This is a genomic window from Arthrobacter sp. SRS-W-1-2016 (genome assembly GCF_002009585.1).
GTDB classification, from domain to species: domain Bacteria; phylum Actinomycetota; class Actinomycetes; order Actinomycetales; family Micrococcaceae; genus Arthrobacter; species Arthrobacter bambusae_A.
This window is the reverse complement of the sequence record NZ_MTPV01000034.1, coordinates 92751-115018: the sequence shown is the minus strand read 5'-3', so window position 1 is coordinate 115018 and position 22268 is coordinate 92751. Positions and strand designations below refer to the sequence as shown.

Genomic DNA, 22268 nt, shown 5'->3' with positions numbered 1-22268 from the left:
CCGGGGGGCGCCCGGGCGGGGGGGGTGCGGGGCCCCCCCCCGGGGGGCGGCGGGGGGGGGGGGCGCGGGGGGGGGGGGGGCCCCCCCGGCCCCGGGCCTTGGCCGACGGCGTCGTCATCGCCCACCAGGAACCGGCCATCGTCCCCCAGCTGACCGTCGAGCAGAACCTCTTGCTCGGCAGGAGTCCGCGGGAACGGCGCCAGGCCGAGGACGCGATCGAAGGCGCCCTCTCCGACGTCGCCGCGATGGGCTTTCCGCTCAAGCGCACCGCACGGCTGGGCGCGCTGAGCCCGGCCCAGCGCCATGCCCTCACGATCGCCAAGGCGTTTGCCTTCGGCGCGAAGATCGTTGCCCTCGACGAGCCCACCACCTCCATGCTTGAACACAACGTCGACGCCGTCCTCAAAAGCGTGCGGAAAATCGTTGCCGAACGAGGGATCGGAGTCATCTTCGTCTCTCACAAGATGCCCGAGGTCATGACCGTCTCGGACCGGGTGGTCGTCCTGCGCGACGGCCGGGTCGGTTTCGAAAAGCGCATCAGCGAGACCACGGTCGAAGAGATCGTGCGGAACATGGTCGGCCGCGAACTGCTCAGCTTCCACAGGAAGCACCCGGTGGAAGCGAACGCGCCGGTGCTGTTCCGTGCAACGGAGATCAGCAGCCCGGCTTCCCGCCACGCGAACTCACTGGAGGTCCGGCGGGGCGAGGTATTGGGGATCGCCGGGCTTGTCGGCTCGGGACGCACCGAACTCCTGCGGGCCATCGTCCGCGCGGACAAGGGAGCTGCCGGGGAGCTCGAGATCGATGGCAAACGCCTTCACGTCCGGACCCCCAATGACAGCCGCGACGCCGGTATCGCGTTCATACCCGAGGACCGCAAGCAGCAGGGCCTCGCCTTGCAGATGCCGGCCTACGCGAACATCGCCCTAGCCGGGGCCAAAGACCTTGCCGGACCGGGACCGTTCATCAGCCCCCGCAAGCAGGCGGCGGTGGCCAGGGAAATCGGCGTCTCACTGGCCCTGAAGCCGGCGGACGTCCGTCTCCTCGCACGCCAATACTCCGGTGGCAATCAACAGAAGATCGTCATCGCCAAATGGCTCCGACGGGGCTCGCGGGTGTTCCTCTTCGACGAACCCACCAAGGGCGTCGACGTCGGTGGCCGCGCCGAGATCTACGGCCTCATCGACGAACTCGCCGCTGCCGGGAACGCCGTTATAGTCGTCTCCTCGGACCTACCGGAAATCATCTCGCTCAGCGACCGTGTCCTGGTGATGCGGGCCGGGCGCATCCTCTCTGAACACGTCGGCGAGGACATTAACGAACACAGCCTCGTGGCCAGCGCCATGGGGATCGCGAAGGGAACCCCATGAACAAGGAAAGCGCGGCACGCCAGGGCGAACGCCGGCGTCCGGTCAACGTCCAGGCACTCGGCATCGTCATCGCGGCGGTGATCATCTTCCTCGGCTTCGGGATCCTCAATTCGAACTTCCTCACACTCAACAACCTCCGCGACGTCGCGATCTCGGCCTCGGTCAACGCCCTCATCGGCATCGGCCTGACATTCGTCATCGTCACCGGCGGCATCGACCTCTCCGTAGGCTCCATTGCAAGCTTCGTCGGAATGGTGTCCGGCACGCTGATGGTCAACGCCGGCGTCGCCCCCATACCGGCACTACTCGCAGGACTGGTCCTGGGCTTCCTGGCAGGTGCGTTGAACGGTGTCCTCATCACACTGTTGAAACTCCCTCCCTTCATCGCAACGCTCGGCACGATGAGCGTCTACCAGGGCCTTGCCTACGTGACGACGAACGGGACGCCGGTATACAACGTCCCGCCGTCGTTCGTGTTCCTGCTGAACAGCTACGTCGGCGGTGTACCGATCGTCGTCATCGTCGTCATTATCGTCGCGATTCTCGCCTGGGTCCTGCTCCGTCGCACCGTCTTTGGACAGAACGTCATCGCCACCGGCGGCAGCGAGGAAACCGCCTGGCTGTCGGGCATCCGGGTGAACCGGGTCAAACTGCTGGTCTACGGCATCTCCGGCCTGCTGGCTGCGCTCGGCGGCATGGTGGTTGTGGCACGGATCTCCGCCGCCCAGTCCGAGGCAGGCAGCCCCTACCTGCTCACCGCGATCGCCGCAGCCGTCATCGGCGGCGCCAACCTCATGGGCGGCGAAGGCCGGATCGGCGGCACGCTCATTGGTGCACTGATCCTGGGAGCACTGACGAACGGCCTGGTCCTGCTCAACGTGCCCAGCTTCTACGAACAGATCGTCACCGGCACCGTGGTAGTGGTCGCCGTCGCCGTGGACCAGATCAGCAAGGGTTGGCCAATGCTCAAGCGAGGCAAGTCCGACCGCGAGGACAAGCCGTCGGTCACGGGACCGGACTCGTCCGCGGGAAAGGCCGCCCAGAGCGGAGCCACACGATGACCCAGGAACCGCCCGCCACCGGGGACACCACCAGACCCGGTATCGGGTCCGCCATCAGGCGTGTCCTCGTCACCGGAGGAAACGGGCTGATCGGACGCGCCGTCGTCGAGCACCTCGGTTCGAAAGGCCTTGAAGTGACGGTCCTCAGCAACTCCGAATCCGGGGTTCCGGCCGACGCCGCTTCGTTCATCGTGGGCTCGGTCACGGACCCGGGCACGGTGCGCAAAGCGGTCTCGGGCCAGGACGCCGTGGTTCATCTCGCAGGCCTGGCCGGACTCGACCAGGGAACTCCGGAGGACATATACGCCACGAACGCCTTGGGAACTTTCCTGATCATGGAAGCCGCCGGCCGCGTCGGCATCCCGAAAGTCGTTTACGCATCAAGCATCAACGCCTTCGGACTGCCCCTGAACCCGGACCCCGTGCTTCCGTCCCGCTACCCGTGGGACGAGGACGAACCGGCAGTGATCGCCGACGCCTACTCGCTCTCCAAGCAAGCCAACGAGCACGCCGCCATAGCTTCCGCGCGCCGGCACGGGACCGAACTCACCGGCCTCCGGTTTCCACTCGTGCGCGACATCTACGAAAAGGACGGGACCGTGTTCGCCGAACACATCCGACGGGCCATGAAGGAAGACCCCCGACGCCAAGCCTGTGAAGGGTGGACCTACCTCGACACCCGCGACGCCGCGGCATCGGTCGAAGCAGCGTTGATGCGATCCACACCGCCGGCACCCGGCATCCTAGTCGCGGCACCCCGGACCTACCTTCGCCAGCCCACCGACGAGGCCCTGAACCGCTACGCCCCCGCAGTGGAGCGGCAGCACATCGGAGGGCGCGACGTGCCTGTCTCGCTCCGCAGGGCTACGGAACAGCTAGGATTCGAAGCGGAGCACTCCCTGGAGCACATCTCCGAGAACCTCCTCGTGGACCTGGACGAGGTGAACCCATGACCCCGACCGTTTCACTCCTTGGCCTGGGCAGGATGGGCAAACCCATCGCCGACCGCCTGCTCGATGCCTTGGGCGAACTCACCGTATGGAACCGGACTCCGTCCAAGGCGGAGCAACTGGTCACCCGCGGGGCTGTCATGGCCCCGACCCCTGCCGCGGCCGCAGCAGACGTGACGCTGACGGTGCTCACCGACCTCTCCGACGTCCACGACATACTCACCGGCGTTGAGGGACTGATCGCCGGTTGGCAAAGGTCCAACATCTTCCAGCCCGTCCTCGTCGTTCACGGAACCGTTTCCCCGGCCGGGGTTGCCGAGCTCGCCGAAGAGCTCGCCTCCCGGGGCATCGGCGTCGTCGATGCCCCGCTCAGCGGCGGCGTGGCGGGAGCGGAATCCGGAAACCTCAGCATCATGCTCGGCGGGGAGGACTGGGCGATTGCCAAAGCCATGCCCGTGCTTGAAAAAGTCGGTTCCACCATCGTGCATTTCGGCGCACCGGGAACAGGAGAAATTGCGAAAGCCTGCAACCAGGTGGTGGTGGCAAGCACGGTGGCGGCAATCTCCGAATCGCTGGTCCTGGCCGACGCCTATGGCCTCGACAGGGCCAGACTTCTCACGGTCCTCGGTGGTGGACTCGCCGCCTCGGAGGTCCTCAAGCAGAAGCAAGACCGGTGGCTGAACGGGGACTTCACAGGAGGCGGAAGTGCCGTGAACCAACTCAAGGATCTCAGGTTCGCCGCGGACGCCGCGGCCGCGAAAGGAATGGTCCTCCCGCTGTCCTTGGTGCTGAAGGAGGTCTTCGGAAGGATGGTTTTGGACGGCCGTGGGGAACTGGACCACTCGGCCGTTGAGCTCACCATCGCCGACACTTCACGACTCGGAAGGACTCCTCAGTGACCCTTGACGTCATCGACTCCCACCATCATCTGTGCCTCCTCAGCGGGGCGAGCTACCCGTGGCTGGAAGGTACTCCGCGGGCCAGGTACCACGGAGACGATGTGCCCCTCCGACGCGATTACCTCGTTCCCGACTTCGTGGCCGATGCCTCCGGACTGGCCGGTATCGATGCCAGGCTGGTCGGTTCCGTCCATGTTGAGAACGGCGCCGCCGATCCCCTCTGGGAAGCCGAATGGATAGACAAGGTCATCGCCGAGGGGCCCTTCCCCACGGTCCAGGTCGTCAAAGTCGACCTGTCCTCGCCCGGCGCGCAGGAGGAGCTTGAAAGGCACAGCACCTTCACCACTGTCAGGGGCGTCCGCGACATCCTCAACTGGCACCCGGACCCCTACTACACCCACCGTGACCGCGGGGACCTTATGGAAGACCCTGCCTGGCTCAAAGCATTCAACACCCTAGGCAGGCTCGGGCTTTCCTTCGACCTCCAGGTCTTCCCTTCACAGCTCACTCAAGCAGCCCGGCTCGCATCCAGTCACCCCTCGACCCCGATCGTCCTCGACCACGCCGGGATGCCGATCGAACGCGACGACGAGGCACTAAAACTGTGGGCGAATGGAATGGAACTCGTCGCCGCACAGCCGAACACCACCGTGAAAATCTCCGCCCTCGGCACCAACGACCACACCTGGACAGCCGAGAGCATCCGCCGGATAGTCCTGACCACCATCGACATCTTTGGGCCCGAACGATGCATGTTCGGCAGCAACTTCCCCGTCGACGGGCTCTACTCGAGCTACAGCGACGTCTTCAAAGCCTTCGACATAATCACAGCAGGGTTCTCGGACACCGAGCGGATGGACCTCTTCGCGGGCACAGCCCGCAGGTTCTATCGCATCTCCTAAGACACGGTTGCCGCCCGGAGACGGGACCCTCCGATACCAGCCCCAGCAATCACAACCGCCCTATCTTGCCAGCGACCACGGGACTCATCCTTCTCGTGCCCTGTTCCCTTCGTCCAGTAAGCCAGCGCCTCACGAACGACCGTTGACGAGACAGTCCGCCACTGTCACCGAAAAATCGGCGTTTCGTGTCTCATGACCCATGTCCGTGATCTATGTCAACGAAGCCACGTTCGCGATACACTCGCGAACGTGGCTTTGGTTGGTTACGCACGTATCAGCACCGCACAGCAGAACCCCGAGCTGTAGCACGACGCGCTGGAACGCGCAGGAGTCATCGGAACCTTCACCGACTACGCGTCCGGTTCCTAACAAAACCGGCCAGCATGGCAGCAGTGCTTGGAATTCCTGCAACCAGGAAACGTCTTGGTGGTCTGGAAACTGGACCGCGTAGGGCGATCCACGGCCGACCTTGACCGCATCGTGACGGAGCTGGACCAGCGAGGCATCCAGTTGAAGTCACTCACCGGGAGTTTCCTGGACACGACCACCGCCGATGGCCGAGCACGAACGCGGCAGGATGTTCGAACGCACCCGGCCGGACTTGACGCCGCCGGTGCACGCGGCCGCGCTGGTGGCCGGCCATCCAAAATGACCGAGGCCAAGATCAACGCCGCGCGCACCATGCACGCGGACAAAGCACCCATCGTGGAAATCGCCCCAGGTTCTCGGCGTCGGGCGAATGAGCGTAAGCTGCGCCCTGCGGAAACTCCAGGCCGAACAATCAGCTTGAACTGATCAAGTCCACTCAGATGCACGAATTAACCGGACACCGCTTCAAGGAGGACTCGCGGCATGGCCGTCCTCCCGCTCCGCTTGGATCCAGGTGTACGCCTCGTTAGACCATTTCAGTCTTGCCCGCATCCCGATAAAGGCCGCTTTTGTCCGTCCTCGGCGCGCCGTCAAGGGTGGGCCGTAGGCCCATCACGCAGTGACGCGGATGCGCCCTTGACTGAGCGGCGAGGACGGCGAGCATGGGCGGCCGGGATGCCAACCCACGGAGGCCCGTTCATCCAGCTGAATGTCGATGACGTGCGTACGCGGTGACGCCGTTGGCTGAAGATCTATCAAGAATTCCGGCTACTAGACGCTAGGGATTACCTGGCCCGTCTGAGAGCGTGTCTGTGCGTCAAGCCATGCCTCTACATCGCTGGCGCGATAGCGGACGCCGCTGCCTAATTTCACGAACTTAGGGCCCATCCCTCTATAGCGCCATTGCGCCAATGCGGGCGCAGTCTTGTGAAGCTTGACTGCCAGCTCTGCCGGGGTCAGCAGTTCCGATTCCATGAAGCCTCATTCCCTTCCGTGAACGCCTCGTCATATTAGATGCAAAGTTGCTAATTACGCTTGTTGTCTATATAGCGTGTATCGTTTCTTATATGGTACATAGCGGAGAGCGGCTGCGAGGACATGACATTGGCCCAACTGGCAAGACCGTCGCTCGGAACCTGAAGCGTTTGCGGGGGAATGTCACCCTGCGGGAGCTTCAGCAAAGGCTTAGGGGCGTCGGGCACGAAATTTCCGCGAGCGGAATACAGAAGATCGAGGCCGGCGTTAGGCGGGTTGATGTTGATGATCTCGTGGCCCTGGCGGTAGTCCTCGGCGTGAACCCAAATGCACTGTTGTTTCCCAAGTCGCTCGACGAGCCGGTGGCCGTCACCGGAGCTGACCCGGCTGACCTGGTACGCGTTTGGGAATGGGCGGATGGCATAACGCCGATCGAAGGCGACTTGGGCAGTGATGACTACGTACGGGGGCTGCGCCCCGACTTCATCCCGGCAGGGAATACGAAAATTGGTCCCGTGACATTCGAAGACCTCAATTTACGAGTGGACGAGCTCAGCGCAATTATCAAGACTCTGGTTGATCAGAACGCAGCGAAAGAACAATCCGGCGATGGCAACGATCGAACCCTATGAGACGCGGGCCGGGCGCCGGTATCAGGTTCGCTACCGGAAACCTGACCGGGTCCAGACCAAGAAACGTGGATTCAGGACAAAGAGGGACGCCGAGCTGTTCCTCGCCAGCGTTGAGGTTTCCAAGGCCCGCGGGGAGTTCATAGATGCGGCAGCCGCAAAGGCCCTGATCGGTCCGCTCGGGGAAGCGTGGTTGTCACGGCAGACCCATTTGAAGCCATCTTCATTGCGCCCGGTGGAGTCGGCTTGGCGTAATCATGTGCTGCCGGCGTGGGGCGGTATGGCAGTCTCTGACATCCGAAAGACAGATGTGCAACAGTGGGTCTCAGCTTTGACGACAGGGGATCAGAATGCTGTCCCGCCCCGAAAACCGAAGGGGGCAACGCTTGTAATCCGCGCTTACGGAGTCTTGGCGGCCATTCTGGATGACGCCGTGAGCGACCGTCGAACATTGAGTAATCCAGCACGGGGCGTAACCTTGCCGCGCAAGACCAAGAAGCCGCACGTCTACCTGAGTCACGAGCAAGTGCATGCACTCGCCGCGGCAAGTAAATATCCGACACTGGTTCTCGTGCTTGCCTACTGCGGGTTGCGGTGGGGAGAGGCGACTGGACTGCGAGTCAAGCATCTGGACATGTTGCGGCGGCGATTCGTGATTGAGGAAAACGCGGTCCAGGTCGGTTCGGTGATCGAAGTAGGTACGCCAAAGAACCACAAGAAACGAACCGTGCCGTTCCCGCGATTCCTCGTTGAGCCCCTGGCGCAGCAGTGTGAAAACAAGGACAGAAACGATCTCGTCTTTCCCGGCGACAATGGCCACGACCTTCGCCTTGCCCGCGTGCACGAAGACAACATGAGCTGGTTCGCAGGGGCCGTGAAGAGATCGGGAGTGCCACGAATCACGCCTCACGACCTCCGGCATTCAGCCGCGAGCTTTGCTGTATCAGCCGGGGCGAACGTCAAAGCGGTGCAAAGAATGCTCGGTCACAGCTCGGCAGCCATGACCCTGGACATCTATGCGGACCTGTTTGACGGGGACTTGGACAGCGTTTCGGACGCCCTGGACCTTGCAGTGTCCCTGGCGAATGTGCCCAAAATGTGCCCAAAACCCTGATTTCGCCAAAGCAAAAGGCCCCCGGTCCCTTGTAAACAAAGGGAATCAGGGGCCTCGCTACGTGGCGGTGACGGTGGGATTTGAACCCACGTTGGCTTTTACACCAAACAACATTTCGAGTGTTGCACCTTCGGCCGCTCGGACACGTCACCAACTGAAATAGGGTACCGGAGTGGAGGCCTGTTCCCCAAAACGGCCGGGCTGCACCCACTTAGTAAGCAGCCTTCCCTTTCGTAATCGCAGCCGCAGGACTAGATTCGCAAGCACGATGACTCTTCCACGAAACGCACCACGCAACACCCACCCCCAATCCGCCCTGGCTTACTGGACTGTCGGCCCCTGCCAGGGTGAGCTCCGGAGCGAGGACCTTCGGGCACCGGCGCAGGGTGAGGCCCTGGTCCGGACCATGCACTCGGGAATCAGCCGGGGAACCGAACTCGTGGTCCACGAAGCAAACGTCCCCCCACGAATCGCGAAAGCGATGCGGGCGCCCCATCAAACCGGGGATTTTCCTGCGCCGGTCAAGTTCGGCTATCTATCGGTCGGCGTCGTTGAAGAAGGTCCCGAAGATTGGATCGGCCGGAACGTCTTCTGCCTGCATCCGCATCAGGACCGCTACGTCGTGCCGCTCACTTCACTCACCCGGATTCCGGACGGCGTGCCGCCACGACGCGCTGTCCTCACCGGGATCGCGGAGATCGCGCTCAACGCCCTCTGGGAGGCCGGACCCCGGCTCGGTGACAGGATCGCCGTCGTCGGGGCCGGACTCGTGGGCGGCATGACCGCAGCACTGCTGCGCGGTTTCCCGCTGGAACGCCTGCAACTCGTGGAGACGGACCTGGGGAAGCACGGGTTCGTCGAATCCCTGGGCGTGGAGTTCGTGCTTCCGGAGGATGCAAAGCAGGACTGCGACATCGTGTTCCATTGCTCGGCCACGGATGAAGGGCTGGCCCGTAGCCTGCAATTGGCCGGGGACGAGGGCGAGATCATTGAGATGTCCTGGTACGGGGACCGGAAAGTCTCCCTCCCGCTGGGGGAGGACTTCCATGCCCGGCGCCTCTCGATCCGGGCCAGCCAGGTGGGAGTGGTGGCACGTTCGCGCCGGCACCGCCGCACCTCGAGCGAGCGGCTGGACCTGGCCGTGTCACTCCTGCGGGACCCGGTGTTCGACGCCTTCCTCACGGGAGAGTCGCAATTCGAGGAGCTACCGGAGGTCTTCAATGGCCTGGAAAACGGCGAACTGGACGATCTTTGCCGGGTCATCAACTACCCCAAAACCAAGAAAGGCTAACCATGTTCAGCCTCACCGTCCGCCGGCACTTCATGATCGCCCACAGCTTGCCGCGGGAGTCGTTCGGCCCGGCGCAGGGACTCCACGGAGCCACTTTCGTGGCCGAGGTGACGTTCCGCCGGGCAGCACTGAACGACGACGCGATCGTCCTGGACATCGGCGCGGCCGGAACCATCCTGGACGAGGTGCTGGCCGGCCTCAACTACAAGAACCTCGACGAGCACCCCGACTTCGCCGGACAGCTCACGACGACGGAGGTCCTGGCCCGCTTCATCGCTGAGGCGGTTGCCGTGAAAGTCCGCGAGAGCGACGACGGCGGTGCGCTCGCCGGCGTCGACGTCGTCCTCCGGGAACATCCCGACGCCTGGGCTGGCTTCTCGCTGGACTTCGAGCGATAGCTAGCGCGGGACCGCCCCGGATGCCGGGCAAACGGTGCAGAATGGGGCCATGACGTCCGCCGTGCTTTCCACCCAAACACTCACCCCTGAACTGCTGCGCGCCTGGGCGTGGCATCGGCAGGGCCTGGACGGCTCCCTCTCCGGGAAGACCTCCGAGGAAGTCCTGGACCGCGCCGGTTGGGCCCGCTCCGTGGGCGGCGCCAACCCCTACCTGACGCTTTTCGCCCGGGCAGGGATCCGCCGCGAACAGGTCGATCGGGACGTCGCCGAGCTGAGAATACACGAGCTTCCCACAGCGCGCGGATGTACCTACGTCCTCGGCCGGAACGACTTCGCGTGGGGCCTCCAAGTGGGTCGGGACGCCGCCGTGGCGCCGTTCAAGGTCCTGGCCCGGCTCGGCGTCGAACGCGGAGAGATCACCCTGCTCGAAGAACAAGTGCTGCACACCCTCATGGAATCCAGCGGCCCCATGGATCCCAAACAGCTCAAGGACGAGCTCGGCGAATCCGTCCGCAGCCTCGGCGAAGAAGGCAAGAAGAAGGGCGCGTCCACCACCCTCCCCACAGCGTTGGGCCTCCTGCAAGCCGACGGCCGTATCCGCCGCGTGCCCGTCAACGGCCGCCTCGACCAACAGCGCTACGCCTACACGTCATGGGCGCTGCCGCCCAGTACCCTCGACGACGACGCCGCCCGCGCGCGCCTGATCGAACGGTACCTGCGTTGGACCGGCGGCGCGACGTTCAAGCAGAGCCAATGGCTTACCGGCTTCACTGTCGCGCAGAGCAAGGCGGCGCTGGCCGCCGTCGGCGCCGTCGAAGTGACGACGGCGGCAGGCGAGCCGCTCTGGATGCTGCCCGACGACGTCGAGCACCTTTCCGCGTTCAAGGCGCCGCAGGAGGAACAGATCCAGCTTCTGGCCGGGACAGACTCTTTGGTGCTGTTGCGCAGGAACTCGGCGGACATGCTGGCTGAAGGCGATAGGGGCCGGAAGGTCCTGGACGGCACCCTGGGGCTGCAGGCGGATCTGTCAGACCACCCGATCCTGGACCGGGGACGCATCATCGGGCTGTGGCAATACGATCCGGGCAAGGAACGGATCGCGGCCTGGACATTCGACAAGCCCACCGCGGCCGTCACCCAGCGGATCACTGAGGTGGAGAGCTGGATCCGCGAAGACCTCGGGGATTTCCGCTCGTTCAGCCTGGACTCGCCGGCATCGCGCCAGAACCGCATTGACGCCCTGGACAAGGCGAACGCCGCGACCACCTGAGGCTGGTCTCGCTTTGGGGTGCTTCAGTCCACCCAGAATCCGGAGAACTCGCCGGTGGCTTGTGTGAACGCGGCATCCACGTGTTTCACGCGGCCGGGGGCTTCCCGGGACTGCAGCCATTCGAGCAGGGAATCGACTGCTTCGCGATCACCCTCAGCGATGACCTGCACCGAGCCGTCCAATTGGTTGGCCGCCTCTCCGGTCAGTCCGAGCGATCGGGCTTGGTGCATTGTTGAATACCGGAAACCGACCCCCTGGACGCGGCCGGTCACCATCGCCGTGACGCGTACGTGGCTCATGCGGCACCCGATCCGTACGGCCGCGTGATCGCCTCCAGGAAATGCCCGTCCGGATCGGCGAAGTAGACGCCGCGTCCGCCGTCGTTGTGGTTGATCTGCTGGGGGCGGGACCGTGCCGGGTCCGCCCAATAGGGGATTTCCTCGGCCTGGATCCGGGCGAAAATCCCGTCGAAGTCCTCCTCGCTGACCAAGAAGGCATAGTGCTGGGGCGAGATGGGCCGGCTGGCCGTGGCGAAATCGAGGGCGACCCCATGGTCAAAAGGCACGGTCACGAAGGACCACACGGCTTGCGGCTTCGGGAGTCCAAACACCTTGGCCAGGAACTCCGCCGAACGGCGTTTGTCCGTTGCGTAGACGATGGTGTGGTTGAAAGAGACGGTCATGAGGTCCTCCTCAGCTGTGCTTCCTGAGACCATCTGACGTCCAACACGCTATTGATTTCAAGAGCGATCCGGAGGGCAGCTGCTATTTCCGGTGGGTTGCGAAGAAATCGCGCAACAGGGCCGAGCATTCCTCTTCGCGCACGCCGGCGTAGACCTCCACCCAATGGTTGAGGCGGCGTTCCCGCAAAATGTCGAACACGGATCCGGCGGCACCGGCCTTCTCATCCCAGGCACCGAAGACCACCCGCGGAATCCGGGCCAGCACAATGGCTCCGGCACACATCGCGCACGGCTCCAGCGTCACCACGAGGGTGCAGTCCTCGAGCCTCCAGCCGTCTCCGCCTTCGCCGAGCTCACGTGCGTGGCGCTGCAGGGCGGCTGCCGCTTCGCGGATCGCGACGATCTCGGCGTGGGCCGTTGGGTCGCCGTGCGCTTCCCGTTCGTTCCGCCCGGCACCCAGCACGCCGCCGTCGGGCCCTAAGACGACGGCGCCGATCGGCACATCCTCGGTGTCCAGCGCCCGCCGGGCCTCGTCAAGGGCCAGGCCCATCCAGGCCGCGTGCTCCGCGTGATAAGGCTCGTTGGTGCTCATGCCTCAATGATAGTTTTGGAGTCATGCGCACACTCGTCGTGGACCACCCGCTGGTCGCTCACAAGCTCACCGTTCTGCGGGATAAGAACACTCCTTCCCCGGTCTTCCGGCAACTCACCGAAGAACTCGTCACTTTGCTGGCCTACGAGGCCACCCGCGAAGTCAGGACCGAAGCGGTAGAGATCGAAACCCCTGTTACCAAGGCGATCGGTACCGCCTTCACGAAGCCGACGCCGCTGGTGGTCCCCATCCTGCGCGCAGGCCTCGGCATGCTCGAGGGCATGACCAAGCTGGTCCCCACCGCTGAAGTCGGCTTCCTGGGCATGGCCCGCGACGAAGAGACCCTCGACATCATCACCTACGCCGAGCGACTCCCCGAAGACCTCACCGGCCGCCAGATCTTCGTCCTTGACCCCATGCTCGCCACCGGCGGCACACTGCGCGAAGCCATCAAGTTCCTCTTCAAGCGCGGCGCTTCGGACGTCACATGCATCTGCCTGCTGGCCGCGCCGGAAGGCCTGGCCAAGCTCGAAGAGGAGCTTTCAGAGGCCAACGTCAAGATCGTCCTCGCCTCGATTGACGAGAGGCTCAACGAAAAGGCCTACATCGTTCCAGGCCTGGGCGACGCCGGAGACCGACTGTACGGCGTTGCCGGCTAGCAAGTCCGCGAATTCGTGGGTTTCGGCCGCTAGCAGCTAACCCGCCCGGCGTAGCCTCATCAACGCGGGGTCACTTACAGCCCAATTCGAGCAGCACATGGGCCGTAAGTGACCCCGCGTTGCGCACCGCCCCTACCGGTTTTCGGGCTCCGCCGATAGCCTTTGGCGCATGGACTGGAAACTTGAACTCGTGTTTGTCCCTGTGTCCGATGTGGACCGCGCCAAGGATTTCTACGTCAACAAAGTGGGCTTCAACGCCGACTACGACGAGCGGCCCATGGACGGCATCCGCTTCGTCCAACTGACTCCGCCCGGCTCGGCCTGCTCCATCTGCATCGGCGAAGGCCTGAACGACGCCCCTCCAGGCACTGCCCCTAGCCTGCAGATGGTGGTGGGAGACATCCAGGAGGCCCACAGCCAACTCAAGGCCAACGGCGTGGAAGTCAGCGACATCGACGTCCAGGATTGGGGTCACTTTGTGTACTTCGCCGATCCGGACGGCAATAAATGGGCCGTCCAGTACATCCCCCACAGGCCCAACGGCTAGGACTCACGCCGTAAGAGTCGGGCCGCGGACGGGTTTCAGCAGGCAGGATGGAGGTATGAACCTGCCTGCTGAAGCCGTGAAAACCCTGACCGTCCGGGCCGTCCTCTTCGACATGGACGGCACCTTGGTGGACTCCACCGCGATCGTGGAGCAGGTGTGGAGCGAATTCGCGGGCCGGTACGGACTGGACATCGACGAGATACTGCGGACGTCGCACGGGGTCCAGGCCAAGGACACGGTGCGCCGCTTCGCCCCGGCCGGAGCAGACATCGACGCTCTCGCGGAGGAACTCGGACAGATGGAACGGACCCGGACCGACGGGATCGTGGCGTTGCCCGGTGCCGCGGAACTGCTGCGGTCCTTGCCTGCCGACGCCGTCGCCATGGTCACCTCGGCCGATCGGATCCTCGCCGGGGTGCGCATGAAAGCGGCCGGACTCGAGATGCCTGCAACCGCTGTCACCTCCGAGGCCGTGACCCGCGGCAAGCCCGATCCGGAAGGCTACCTCACGGCAGCCGCGTTGCTGGGTGCCGAGCCGGCCGACGTCGTCGTGTTCGAAGATGCGCCGGCGGGCATCGCCGCAGCCCGTGCGGCCGGCATGCGGACCGTGGTGGTGGGCGACGCCGGTGGCGAGGCGGCGGATGGACTGTGGCAGATCGCGGATTACTCAGCTGTCACTGCCGTGGCCAGCCTGGACGATTCGGGGCGATGGGTGATCGAGCTCCGGTTCTAGCGTCAGCGGGCTGGATGTAGGCCGGACCGCTCCCGTTGTTCCCCGGAGGACAAGGGTTCCTTCGAAGATGATCCTCGCTCCGGTCAGGCTGGTTGAGCCTGGGCTCTCGGAGAGGGCAGCGACGGCGCGCCGGGCCGCGGCGCCGACATTGACCGCGATCGTGGAAAGGGCAGGAAAGGTCGTGGTCGCGAGGGTGTCGTCGCATCCGATGACGCTCAAGTCCTTCGGGACGTCCACGCCCGCGGCCGCGAATCCGCCCATCAGGCCGTGCGCGATGACGTCGTCGAAAGCGATGACTGCCGTGACTCCGGATGCTGCCACCGAATCGCTGAGCGCCTTCGCGGCTTCGTATGTGCCCGGATCCGCACTGAAATGCGTGACCTCGAGGGCGTGGACCTTCGAGAAGTTGTCCACAGCCGAGCGGCGCTGCTTGTTTGCCCATGATTGCGGAGGACCGCCGACGTAGGCCACGCGGCGGTGGCCGAGCTCCGACAGGTGGGTCAGCGCGGAGCGGATGGCTGCCGTGGTGTCCAGCAGTACCCGGTAGGTCTCCGGAACATCGCGGTTGATGAAGGCCACCCTCTGGGAATCGGCGATTGGCCGGATGCGGGCCGAGGCGAGCCGGGATGAAACGACAATCAGCCCTTCAACTTGGGGAGCCATCCGTGAGATGAGACGGTCTTCCCGGAGGGGATCTTCATCAGTGTCCGCCAAGAACACGGAGAGTCCGAGATCGCTTGCGTAGTTTTGGGCCGCCCGGACCAGCGGAGGGAAGAACGGGTTGGCGATGTCCGGCACGATGAGTCCGATCGCCCCGGCACGTCCCGTCGAAAGGGCGCGCGCGTGATGGTTCGGTACATAGCCTGCGGCTTCCGCAGCTTTTTGCACCAGGGCCACGGTCTCCGGTTTGAGCAGGTTTGGCCGGGTAAAGGCCCTCGACACGGTTGAGGGGGCGATTCCGAGTTCGGCCGCCAATTGCGTGATGGTTGGACGGCCCGTCATTGGAGCTCACCCGTGAGTTCCAAGGCGGCCTGGACCAAGGCTTCGGCACTGCCAGGGGCAAAGGGGGCGGGCATGCCGTAATAGCGGTGCGCGTCCTCCACTTCGTATCCTCCGAAGTCATACTCGTCGGCGGTCGGAAAGTACCCCGGGCAGCCGTTGGTGTAGCCAGTGACCATGACGGGACCGTCCACCTCGGAGGCGATGGCGTCCGTTGTGGCCAGGAATGGTTCTCCTGGTAATCCTACGAGGGCCAGGCCTTGCCAGTTGAAGACGCTCACTGCTGCACGCCAGGACATGTCCTCTTCGGGCCTCCGGTCCATGGCCCACTGGCTCCACGCGTCGAGAAGGGATCGCCTGCCGGGATCCGCCGAGACCGCTTCGGCCTCCCACTGCCGGCTCAACTCCGCGGGGGAACCGGCGTCGCGCGAAGTCATTGTGAGGCTGATGGCCCTCCGGGCCACGGAGGTCTTCCTTGAATCGAAGACCGGCAATAGCGGGGTCTCCACTACGGATGCCGCCACGTGTTCTCCGATCTTGCGCGCTTGCTCCATCGTCCTGCCGGCGGAGCCGGAAAGCGAGTACGACGCGTCGGCGCGATGGCCTGAATTGATGTCCCCGGCGGTCCCGGGCAGGAAAAGGGCAACTGAGCCGGGGGAACGTTCCTCTAGGACGTCCCTGGTGAACGCGGGATAATCGCCGCTGATGAGGCGGTTTTCCGGGCCCAGGACCACGGGGTGGCAGGGATAGAGCACGATCCAGGCAAGCACTTGTCCGGCTTCGTCGTTGAACGTGGCAACTTGGACGGGTGGATCCACGGCGCGTTCGGGATGGCGTCGGTTCCTCGCAACATCCACTCCGCGCGATTCGCCGTAGTACAGGGTCGCCGGCTGCTGGGAGTCCACGGCGGCCTCCGCGGCCTCGCGGCAAGCCAAGACGATTTCCTCCAGGAGGCCCGGGTCATGGCCCCCGAGCCGGCCCGGCATGACGCAGGGACCTGCGTGGGTATGCGTTGCGGTGATCGCGACGCGATCCGGCACAAAGGGCAAACCGTGTGCGATGCGGGTGCATGTCTCCTCATGGAGGCCGCACACATCCACTGTGATCAAGCAGGTGTCATCCACGGCCAACGCCCGGACGGTCAGGGGGTCGTGGACGCCGGTGCTCGGTTCCGTCCTCGCCGCGAATCCGGCCATTGGCGTACCCGCGGGCGGCGAGATCCCGACGACGGCGGCGCCCACCCGCATGGTGGCCTGCCCGGCTTGGGTGGCACTCATTCCGGTCCGCCAGATACTTTCCGGCCGGACTGGAATACGGCGGTGATGGTTCCCGCTTCGGGTCCTTCCCCCGTGATCAGGACAAAATCCGCCGGGAAACCGACTCGAAGGTGGCCGAGCCCCGGACGGGTCCCCGGGATCACCCGGGCGGGAGTGGAAGTCACCATTTTGAGGGCTTCCGGAAGCTCCAGGCCGACGTTGCGGATCACGTTGCGGAAACCGTCCGGCAGGGTGGCGGCGGCCCCCGCGAGCAGATCCGTGCCCACGTGGGAGAGCCTCCCGCCCGGGGCAAGATCCACCAGGCCACCCACGGAAGTACGGTGCCGGCCAGGCTGGCTGCCGGCCAGCGCGGTGCTGTCCGAGACCAGATAGGCGCGTTCGGGGGTCTTTGCCCGGATCATGACTTTCAACGTGTCACTGGGCAAGTGATGCCCGTCCGCTATGAGTCCTGCCGTGAGGCGGTCGTCCGCCAGTTGAGTCCACAAGGCATTGGGGTGCCTGGGCAGGGTGGTGGCGATGCCATTGCCCAGATGGGTGGCCAGCCCGGCTCCCGCGTTGATGGCAGCCGTGATTTGTTCGGGACTTGCGTGCGTGTGTCCGATGGCCACTTCGACGCCGAGTTCGCGGATTTGGGCGATCTGGGCCGGGGCGTCAGGGGTATGCGGCGAGACGGTGACGATGCCGACCATGCCGCTTGCGCGAAGCCAGCGCCGGACCTCCTGGACGTCCAAGGGGCGGACGAAATCGGCGTCGTGGACACCCCTGGGACCGTCTTGGTCCGAGATGAACGGGCCCTCGACATGGATGCAGGGGATGGCTGCGCGGGTGGCTGGGTCAATGTCGCATGCCCGCTTGATCTGTTCGAGCGCGCCGGTGATTGTCTCTTCCGTCGCAGTCACAATGGTGGGCACCCACGTGGTGACGCCCAGCTTCGCCAGCTCTGTGCTCATGTCGATGATGGTTTGCGGCGTGACATCAGCGGCGTTGACATCCAGTCCGCCATATCCGTTGACCTGGCCATCGATAAATCCAGGTGCGATGACGGGCAGCCCTTGGTCAGGGTCGATCTCCCGCACCGACAGGATGGTCGTGTCGTAGGCGATTTCGATGTTGATCCCCCGGTGGGGGTCTTTGCCCACAATCGTTTTGGGGTGTGTCACAGCTTGTGTACCCGTCCTTTGAAACGTGAAATGAATTGCTGATTGGCTGCGTCCCCGCCCGGTGCATTTCCCGATCTCCACAATGGCGGCTCGATCCCCATTTCGTTCAGCTTGCTGATGGTGGACATCATGAGCCAGTTCAGGGTGAAGGCGTTGGCGAACGTGGACACGGCGGCCGTTTTCTCCTTTGCTCCGGGGACCTTCATGACGGCGTCTCCGATGGGAACCTTCGTGTCGATGTGATGGTCGACGACGTCGTGCAGGTTCAGTTTTTGCGGATGCCGTGCAGGGTGGTCACCGGCTGTTTCCCTTGCATGCTCGCGCGAGGAAACGCCAATGGTCTTGACCGATAGTTCGCGTGCCGTCAGGGCCGCGTCGATGAGTGCGCTGTTGATGCCGTACGCGTTCACCAGGATGAGGACGTCTCCTGGTCCAAGGCCCGCGTCCTGGATGACGATGCGGCCGTAACCCGGAGTCCGTTCCATCGCCATTGAGCGGAGGGCGCCGTTGGAGAGCAAGGTCCCTTCGTCCAAAATGGCGGAGACGTGCATCAATCCGCCTGCCCGGAAGAACACTTCCTGGCTTGCCAGGTTTGAATGACCGCCCGGTCCGTAGATGTGTACCAGTTCGTCCTCGGCCATCCGGGCCGCGAGAATGGCGGCGGCGATGTTGATGTTTTCGGCTTCTTCCCAGCGGATTCGCGCGAGGAGCTCGGTGATTTTCCCGAGGTAGTCCTCCGAGAGCTGTTCACTTGCGTTCATCGGGGATCCGATTCGGCGTCGAGGTAGATCGTGACGTTGGGGTGCGTGCGCAGCGCAGTACCGGGATGGATTCCGCTGATCGGCTGGTTCAGGGTGTTCTGGACGGCCATCTTTTTGGCACTGCCGGGCACGGAAGCGATGATTTCTGAGGCGTGCAGCAAGCGCGGGATGGAGACGGTGATGGCGCGCTGCGGAACGTCGTCGAAACCACGGAAATGCCCTTCGTCAACCTGTTGCTGGCGGCTTACCTGATCGAGGGTAATGACGCGTGCGGGCAGCGGGTCGGCAAGGTCGGCCGGGGGATCGTTGAAGGCAAGATGGCCATTGACTCCCAGTCCCAGCAGGACCAGGTCAAAGGGGTCTTGGCCCATCAGCGTGCCGTAGCGTCCTGCCTCTTCTTCGGCGGGATTCCCAGGGTTGATGCGGTGAAAGGTAGTAGGCGGCAGCCGGCTGAAGAACGTGCGCTCCAGCCAGTTTCCGAATCCTTGGGGTGCGTCGGCCGGCAGGGCCAGGTAGTCGTCCATATGGAAACACGTCAGCCGGCTCCAATCGATGCCGGGCTCCTGGGCAAGCGCCAGAAGCGTTGCCTCCTGGCTGGGAGCTGCCGCCAGCATCAGCCGGACCTCATGCTGGTTCCGTAGCGCCCTGCGCAGGGTTTCCGCTGCGTGCGCGCCGGCGTGTTTCCCCAAGGCGGCCCGGTCGGGGTGTGCGGAAACGGCCGGGCTGTATGTGGTCAGTGCTGTCACGTGTGAGTCCTTGGGGTGTCTAGTTCAGTGGTCAGGAGGAGTGATCGGGCTATATGGAAGGGGTCCTTGACGGGCAGTGCCACGACTTTGTCGAGGGGTTTCCCCTCGCGGTCGCGTATTTGCAGCCACTCCTGACCGGAAGGGTCGGGAAATGTGTCGAGGGTGTAGGACCAGATCCGCGCATGCCAGTCCAGGAGCTCGGGACGCACGAAACGTTCTGCGAGCAGCCTGCTCGCGTAGAGGGCCTCAACCTGGACCCACCACAGCTTGGTGTCCCAGGTCTGGGTCACCAAGGTCTCGTAAGGGTCGTTGCCAAGGAGCCTGCCCCGCGGTTCTGTTCCTGTGCTGTCGACATACCGGAAGATGCCGCCGTGCTGGTCATCCCAGCCGGCTTCCAGCGCCAGGACAGCGAGGTCCGGCAGCCAGTCCGGAATACGAGGTGCGAGGTCAGGCATGATCTCGACGGCTTCCATGACCATCCAGAGCATCTCCAGCAGGTGGCCGGGGGTTCGGTGGCGGGCCAGAAGGGTGTCGAGGTCATCGGCGCTGTCCGGCCGGTATTCCCACCAGGAGCCGGCCTTCCACATGCCTTCGGAGTTTGCGTCGCCGAGGAGCCGGGAAAGCGCGGCGCCGGCTGTTTGAGCGCTTTCGGCCGAGCCGCTGGCCAAATGCAGCTGGGCGCCCACATTCAGCAGCAGCATCAGCCCGGCCGCGTCCTTGAATCCGGCCCGGACGGGGTAAGGCTCGGACGGAGCGCTCCGGGCCTCGATCCTTTCTTCGGCGTGGGCGAGAAGTGCATGGGCTGAGTGCAGCCACTCTTCACGTTCGCGGGCCGCCGCTTGGGGGAGCCTGGCGGCACCCGCCAGGCCCAGGGCCGCAAAGAGGTCAGCCAGGACGCTGACGGCGATCTCCCCGTGCGGCCCGGACGGCAAGGGCTGCCCCGCAGCCGATGTGCGGTATGCGGTCACACCGCCGTCCAGGATGGCGTGTGCCTGGATGAACCTGGCCGTTTCAATCGACAAAGTGGCCCATAACCGGGGGTCTTCCCCGATGATTCCGGCCTCGCTGTCCAACGCAATCCTTGAACAGAGCCAAGCCCAGCGGCCTTGGGACCACGTATATTTTTCGTTCGAGAGCAATCGCCCCGAGTTGGAAAAGCACGTGAAAACTCCGCCGTCTTTCCTGTCGATTCCATTCTCGAGCCACCAGGGGAGGACGCCCTTGAGCAGCTGATCCCGTATTTCGGACGCCGTTGTGCTCATGCCACGGTGCTTTCAACGGGAAGCGATGTGGCCGGCTCGAGGTCCCGGTCCAGGGACTCGACAAGGGCGTCGGATGCCTCATTGTGCCAGGGGCGCAACCAGCCGAAGACGCAATAGACGATAGCAGAGGCAACAACGGGGGCCGCCACGTTGATGGTCTGCGCACTTGCCGTGCCCAGGCTCGCGATGGGAGCGGCCAGGGCGTACTTCGCGAGTGCGAAAACGATCAGACCGGTGGCCCACGAGAACAAGGCCGCCGAGGGGCCGCAACGACGGAACGGCCGCAACATCCCCAGCAACATGGGAACGGCGATTGGACCAACCAAGGCACCGAACCAGAGGATGATCAGGCCCAAAACACCGCCGAATGAATCCGCGCTCAGGGCAATGACCATCGACAATCCGATGAACAGGAACGTGGAAATCCGGCCTCCCAGCAGTTCCGCACGCGACGTCAGGGGCTGCCGTGAACCGCGCAGCGCGGGGATGATGTCGCGGATGACGACGGCGGAAATCGCGTTGGCGTCCGAAGAGGTCATGGCCATGGTGTGGGAGAACATTCCGGCAACAACCAGGCCTACCAGGCCGGCAGGCAGCAGTTGCTGGGTGAGGAGCGCATAGGCCTGATCGGGGTGTGCCAGGTTGGGCAGGATCAGAGGCGCGGCCCACATGGGGAAGAAAAGCACCAATGGCCACACTAGATAGAGTGCGCCGGAAAGCAGGACTGATTTGCGGGCCGCTGAGCCGGAGGGGGCGGCAATGAAGCGCTGGGCCAGATTCCAGGTCCCTCCGTTGTAGGAAATAGTGCTGATCAGGCAGTAAGCAAGGAAGAATCCGATGGTGTAGTCGCCGGCGAACGGCTGCGAATGGGAGGCCGGCAGGCGGGACCAGATCCCTGCGATCGAGGAAACGCCCCCGAGCTTGGCCATGGCGAAGATGAGCATCGCGACGCCCGCTACGGACTGGATGATGAATTGGCCCATATCCGTCAAGGCGTCAGCCCACAAGCCACCAACGGTCGAGTAGATGAGCGTGACTCCGCCGACAATCAGGATGCCAACGGCAATCGGAACCCCGGCGAACACGTTCAGGAGGATTGCGCTGGCCGCCCACTTGGCCGCAACATCGAAGACTTTCAGGGCGGCACCGGACCAGGCCAGTACTTGTTGCGCGGGCAGGTTGTAGCGCGTGGCCAGGTATTCGAGCGGCGAGATGATGCCCAGGCGCTGCCTTAGGCGCGGCCAGCGCGGGACGAAAAAGACAGAGCCGATGATGCAGGCGATGGTGATGGTGAGCGCCCACCAGACATACAGTGCGAAGCCGGTGGTGTAGGCGATGGCGGCGTAGGCAACGAAGACGGCTGCCGAATAGCCGGACATGTGGTGGGAAATCCCTGCCAGCCACCACGGCATCTTCCCACCGGCTGTGAAGAAGTCCGCGGCGTTTTTCACTCGGCTCTTGGCCCACCATCCGATCCCTATCATGACGACGAAGTAGGCCCCTAAAACGAGCCAGTCGGCGAAATACATACATCCTCCTTGATGCAACGAAAGCTTGGAAACGGGATCTGCGGTGGCGTCCACTTTTCTCTGCAAACGTTTGCAAAACAAGAGTCTTTTTGA

24 protein-coding genes, 1 tRNA gene and 1 pseudogene are annotated in these 22268 nt (G+C 64.1%); 14 read left to right on the top strand and 12 right to left on the bottom strand.

All coding sequences use genetic code 11. From position 1 onward, the window contains the following. The first annotated feature begins 98 nt into the window (after positions 1 to 98). From BMF89_RS08340 to BMF89_RS08315, 6 genes and pseudogenes are all read left to right on the top strand, one after another. A complete protein-coding gene (locus BMF89_RS08340; protein WP_078106621.1) occupies positions 99 to 1370 on the top strand; it encodes a sugar ABC transporter ATP-binding protein in 1272 nt (423 codons plus the stop codon). Then, a complete protein-coding gene (locus tag BMF89_RS08335) occupies positions 1367 to 2431 on the top strand; it encodes an ABC transporter permease (RefSeq protein ID WP_078106620.1) in 1065 nt (354 codons plus the stop codon). The genes BMF89_RS08340 and BMF89_RS08335 overlap by 4 nt, the downstream gene beginning before the upstream one ends. Further along, a complete protein-coding gene (locus BMF89_RS08330) occupies positions 2428 to 3384 on the top strand; it encodes an NAD(P)-dependent oxidoreductase (RefSeq protein ID WP_078106619.1) in 957 nt (318 codons plus the stop codon). The genes BMF89_RS08335 and BMF89_RS08330 overlap by 4 nt, the downstream gene beginning before the upstream one ends. Next, on the top strand, positions 3381 to 4280 hold the full coding sequence (locus BMF89_RS08325; RefSeq protein ID WP_078106618.1) for an NAD(P)-dependent oxidoreductase: 900 nt from the start codon (positions 3381 to 3383) through the stop codon (positions 4278 to 4280). Before BMF89_RS08330 ends, BMF89_RS08325 begins: the two co-directional genes overlap by 4 nt. Further along, entirely contained in the window at positions 4277 to 5182 is a 906-nt protein-coding gene (locus tag BMF89_RS08320; protein ID WP_078106617.1) for an amidohydrolase family protein, read from the top strand. Before BMF89_RS08325 ends, BMF89_RS08320 begins: the two co-directional genes overlap by 4 nt. A 384-nt stretch (positions 5183 to 5566) precedes the next feature. After that, positions 5567 to 5977 (top strand): annotated as a pseudogene (locus BMF89_RS08315) (recombinase family protein); the annotation flags it as partial. Positions 5978 to 6322: 345 nt separating this feature from the next. Here BMF89_RS08315 and BMF89_RS22760 read toward each other — a convergent pair. After that, the gene (locus BMF89_RS22760; RefSeq protein ID WP_078106615.1) at positions 6323 to 6526 is read right to left on the bottom strand and encodes a helix-turn-helix domain-containing protein; all 204 of its coding nucleotides are present in this window, start codon (positions 6524 to 6526) and stop codon (positions 6323 to 6325) included. 92 nt (positions 6527 to 6618) lie between these two features. On the opposite strand from BMF89_RS22760, the gene BMF89_RS08305 reads away from it, so the two are divergent. Beyond that, a complete protein-coding gene (locus tag BMF89_RS08305) occupies positions 6619 to 7158 on the top strand; it encodes a helix-turn-helix transcriptional regulator (RefSeq protein ID WP_139359601.1) in 540 nt (179 codons plus the stop codon). Beyond that, entirely contained in the window at positions 7136 to 8269 is a 1134-nt protein-coding gene (locus BMF89_RS08300; protein ID WP_078106613.1) for a tyrosine-type recombinase/integrase, read from the top strand. The genes BMF89_RS08305 and BMF89_RS08300 overlap by 23 nt, the downstream gene beginning before the upstream one ends. Positions 8270 to 8331: 62 nt before the next feature. Here the strand turns inward: BMF89_RS08300 and BMF89_RS08295 are convergent. Next, positions 8332 to 8421: transfer RNA gene (locus BMF89_RS08295), tRNA-Ser, on the bottom strand. A 116-nt stretch (positions 8422 to 8537) separates the two neighbouring features. Here BMF89_RS08295 and BMF89_RS08290 point away from each other — a divergent pair. The 3 genes from BMF89_RS08290 to BMF89_RS08280 are packed head-to-tail and all read left to right on the top strand — an operon-like array spanning position 8538 to position 11228. Next, positions 8538 to 9560, top strand: a complete 1023-nt coding sequence (locus tag BMF89_RS08290) for a zinc-binding alcohol dehydrogenase (protein WP_078106612.1) — start codon at positions 8538 to 8540, stop codon at positions 9558 to 9560. Positions 9561 to 9562: 2 nt separating this feature from the next. Beyond that, complete coding sequence (locus tag BMF89_RS08285) at positions 9563 to 9958, top strand: 6-carboxytetrahydropterin synthase (RefSeq protein WP_078106611.1); 396 nt, start codon at positions 9563 to 9565, stop codon at positions 9956 to 9958. A gap of 49 nt (positions 9959 to 10007) precedes the next feature. Further along, complete coding sequence (locus BMF89_RS08280) at positions 10008 to 11228, top strand: crosslink repair DNA glycosylase YcaQ family protein (protein ID WP_078106610.1); 1221 nt, start codon at positions 10008 to 10010, stop codon at positions 11226 to 11228. A 23-nt stretch (positions 11229 to 11251) separates the two neighbouring features. Here BMF89_RS08280 and BMF89_RS08275 read toward each other — a convergent pair whose 3' ends face one another. The 3 genes from BMF89_RS08275 to tadA form a co-directional block, all read right to left on the bottom strand. Continuing rightward, the gene (locus BMF89_RS08275; protein ID WP_078106609.1) at positions 11252 to 11527 is read right to left on the bottom strand and encodes an acylphosphatase; all 276 of its coding nucleotides are present in this window, start codon (positions 11525 to 11527) and stop codon (positions 11252 to 11254) included. Then, positions 11524 to 11910, bottom strand: a complete 387-nt coding sequence (locus BMF89_RS08270) for a VOC family protein (protein ID WP_078106631.1) — start codon at positions 11908 to 11910, stop codon at positions 11524 to 11526. The genes BMF89_RS08275 and BMF89_RS08270 overlap by 4 nt, the downstream gene beginning before the upstream one ends. A gap of 82 nt (positions 11911 to 11992) precedes the next feature. Next, positions 11993 to 12502, bottom strand: a complete 510-nt coding sequence (tadA, locus tag BMF89_RS08265; protein ID WP_078106608.1) for a tRNA adenosine(34) deaminase TadA — start codon at positions 12500 to 12502, stop codon at positions 11993 to 11995. 23 nt (positions 12503 to 12525) lie between these two features. Here tadA and upp point away from each other — a divergent pair, with 23 nt between their 5' ends. The 3 genes from upp to BMF89_RS08250 all read left to right on the top strand — a co-directional run bounded on the left by upp (position 12526) and on the right by BMF89_RS08250 (position 14441). Continuing rightward, on the top strand, positions 12526 to 13161 hold the full coding sequence (gene upp, locus BMF89_RS08260; protein ID WP_059388604.1) for a uracil phosphoribosyltransferase: 636 nt from the start codon (positions 12526 to 12528) through the stop codon (positions 13159 to 13161). 169 nt (positions 13162 to 13330) lie between these two features. Continuing rightward, positions 13331 to 13708 (top strand): VOC family protein, encoded by a 378-nt coding sequence (locus tag BMF89_RS08255; RefSeq protein WP_078106607.1) that lies wholly within the window; start codon positions 13331 to 13333, stop codon positions 13706 to 13708. Positions 13709 to 13763: 55 nt separating this feature from the next. Continuing rightward, on the top strand, positions 13764 to 14441 hold the full coding sequence (locus BMF89_RS08250; RefSeq protein WP_078106606.1) for an HAD-IA family hydrolase: 678 nt from the start codon (positions 13764 to 13766) through the stop codon (positions 14439 to 14441). Here the strand turns inward: BMF89_RS08250 and BMF89_RS08245 are convergent. Genes BMF89_RS08245 through BMF89_RS08215 form a run of 7 tightly spaced genes read right to left on the bottom strand, consistent with a single transcriptional unit; the run spans position 14376 to position 22175 of the window. Beyond that, entirely contained in the window at positions 14376 to 15443 is a 1068-nt protein-coding gene (locus BMF89_RS08245) for a LacI family DNA-binding transcriptional regulator (RefSeq protein ID WP_078106605.1), read from the bottom strand. The genes BMF89_RS08250 and BMF89_RS08245 overlap by 66 nt on opposite strands. Further along, positions 15440 to 16717, bottom strand: a complete 1278-nt coding sequence (locus tag BMF89_RS08240) for a neutral/alkaline non-lysosomal ceramidase N-terminal domain-containing protein (RefSeq protein ID WP_078106604.1) — start codon at positions 16715 to 16717, stop codon at positions 15440 to 15442. Before BMF89_RS08240 ends, BMF89_RS08245 begins: the two co-directional genes overlap by 4 nt. Next, positions 16714 to 17877, bottom strand: coding sequence for an amidohydrolase family protein (locus tag BMF89_RS08235; protein WP_078106603.1), 1164 nt, complete (start codon positions 17875 to 17877; stop codon positions 16714 to 16716). The genes BMF89_RS08240 and BMF89_RS08235 overlap by 4 nt, the downstream gene beginning before the upstream one ends. Continuing rightward, positions 17874 to 18638, bottom strand: coding sequence for a sugar isomerase domain-containing protein (locus BMF89_RS08230; RefSeq protein ID WP_078106602.1), 765 nt, complete (start codon positions 18636 to 18638; stop codon positions 17874 to 17876). Before BMF89_RS08230 ends, BMF89_RS08235 begins: the two co-directional genes overlap by 4 nt. Beyond that, positions 18635 to 19384: a 6-phosphogluconolactonase gene (locus BMF89_RS08225; RefSeq protein ID WP_216353801.1), complete on the bottom strand. Its 750-nt coding sequence runs from the start codon at positions 19382 to 19384 to the stop codon at positions 18635 to 18637. The genes BMF89_RS08230 and BMF89_RS08225 overlap by 4 nt, the downstream gene beginning before the upstream one ends. Beyond that, positions 19381 to 20646, bottom strand: coding sequence for an AGE family epimerase/isomerase (locus tag BMF89_RS08220; protein WP_078106601.1), 1266 nt, complete (start codon positions 20644 to 20646; stop codon positions 19381 to 19383). Before BMF89_RS08220 ends, BMF89_RS08225 begins: the two co-directional genes overlap by 4 nt. Further along, positions 20643 to 22175, bottom strand: coding sequence for a sodium:solute symporter family protein (locus tag BMF89_RS08215; protein ID WP_078106600.1), 1533 nt, complete (start codon positions 22173 to 22175; stop codon positions 20643 to 20645). Before BMF89_RS08215 ends, BMF89_RS08220 begins: the two co-directional genes overlap by 4 nt. Positions 22176 to 22268 lie beyond the last annotated feature (93 nt).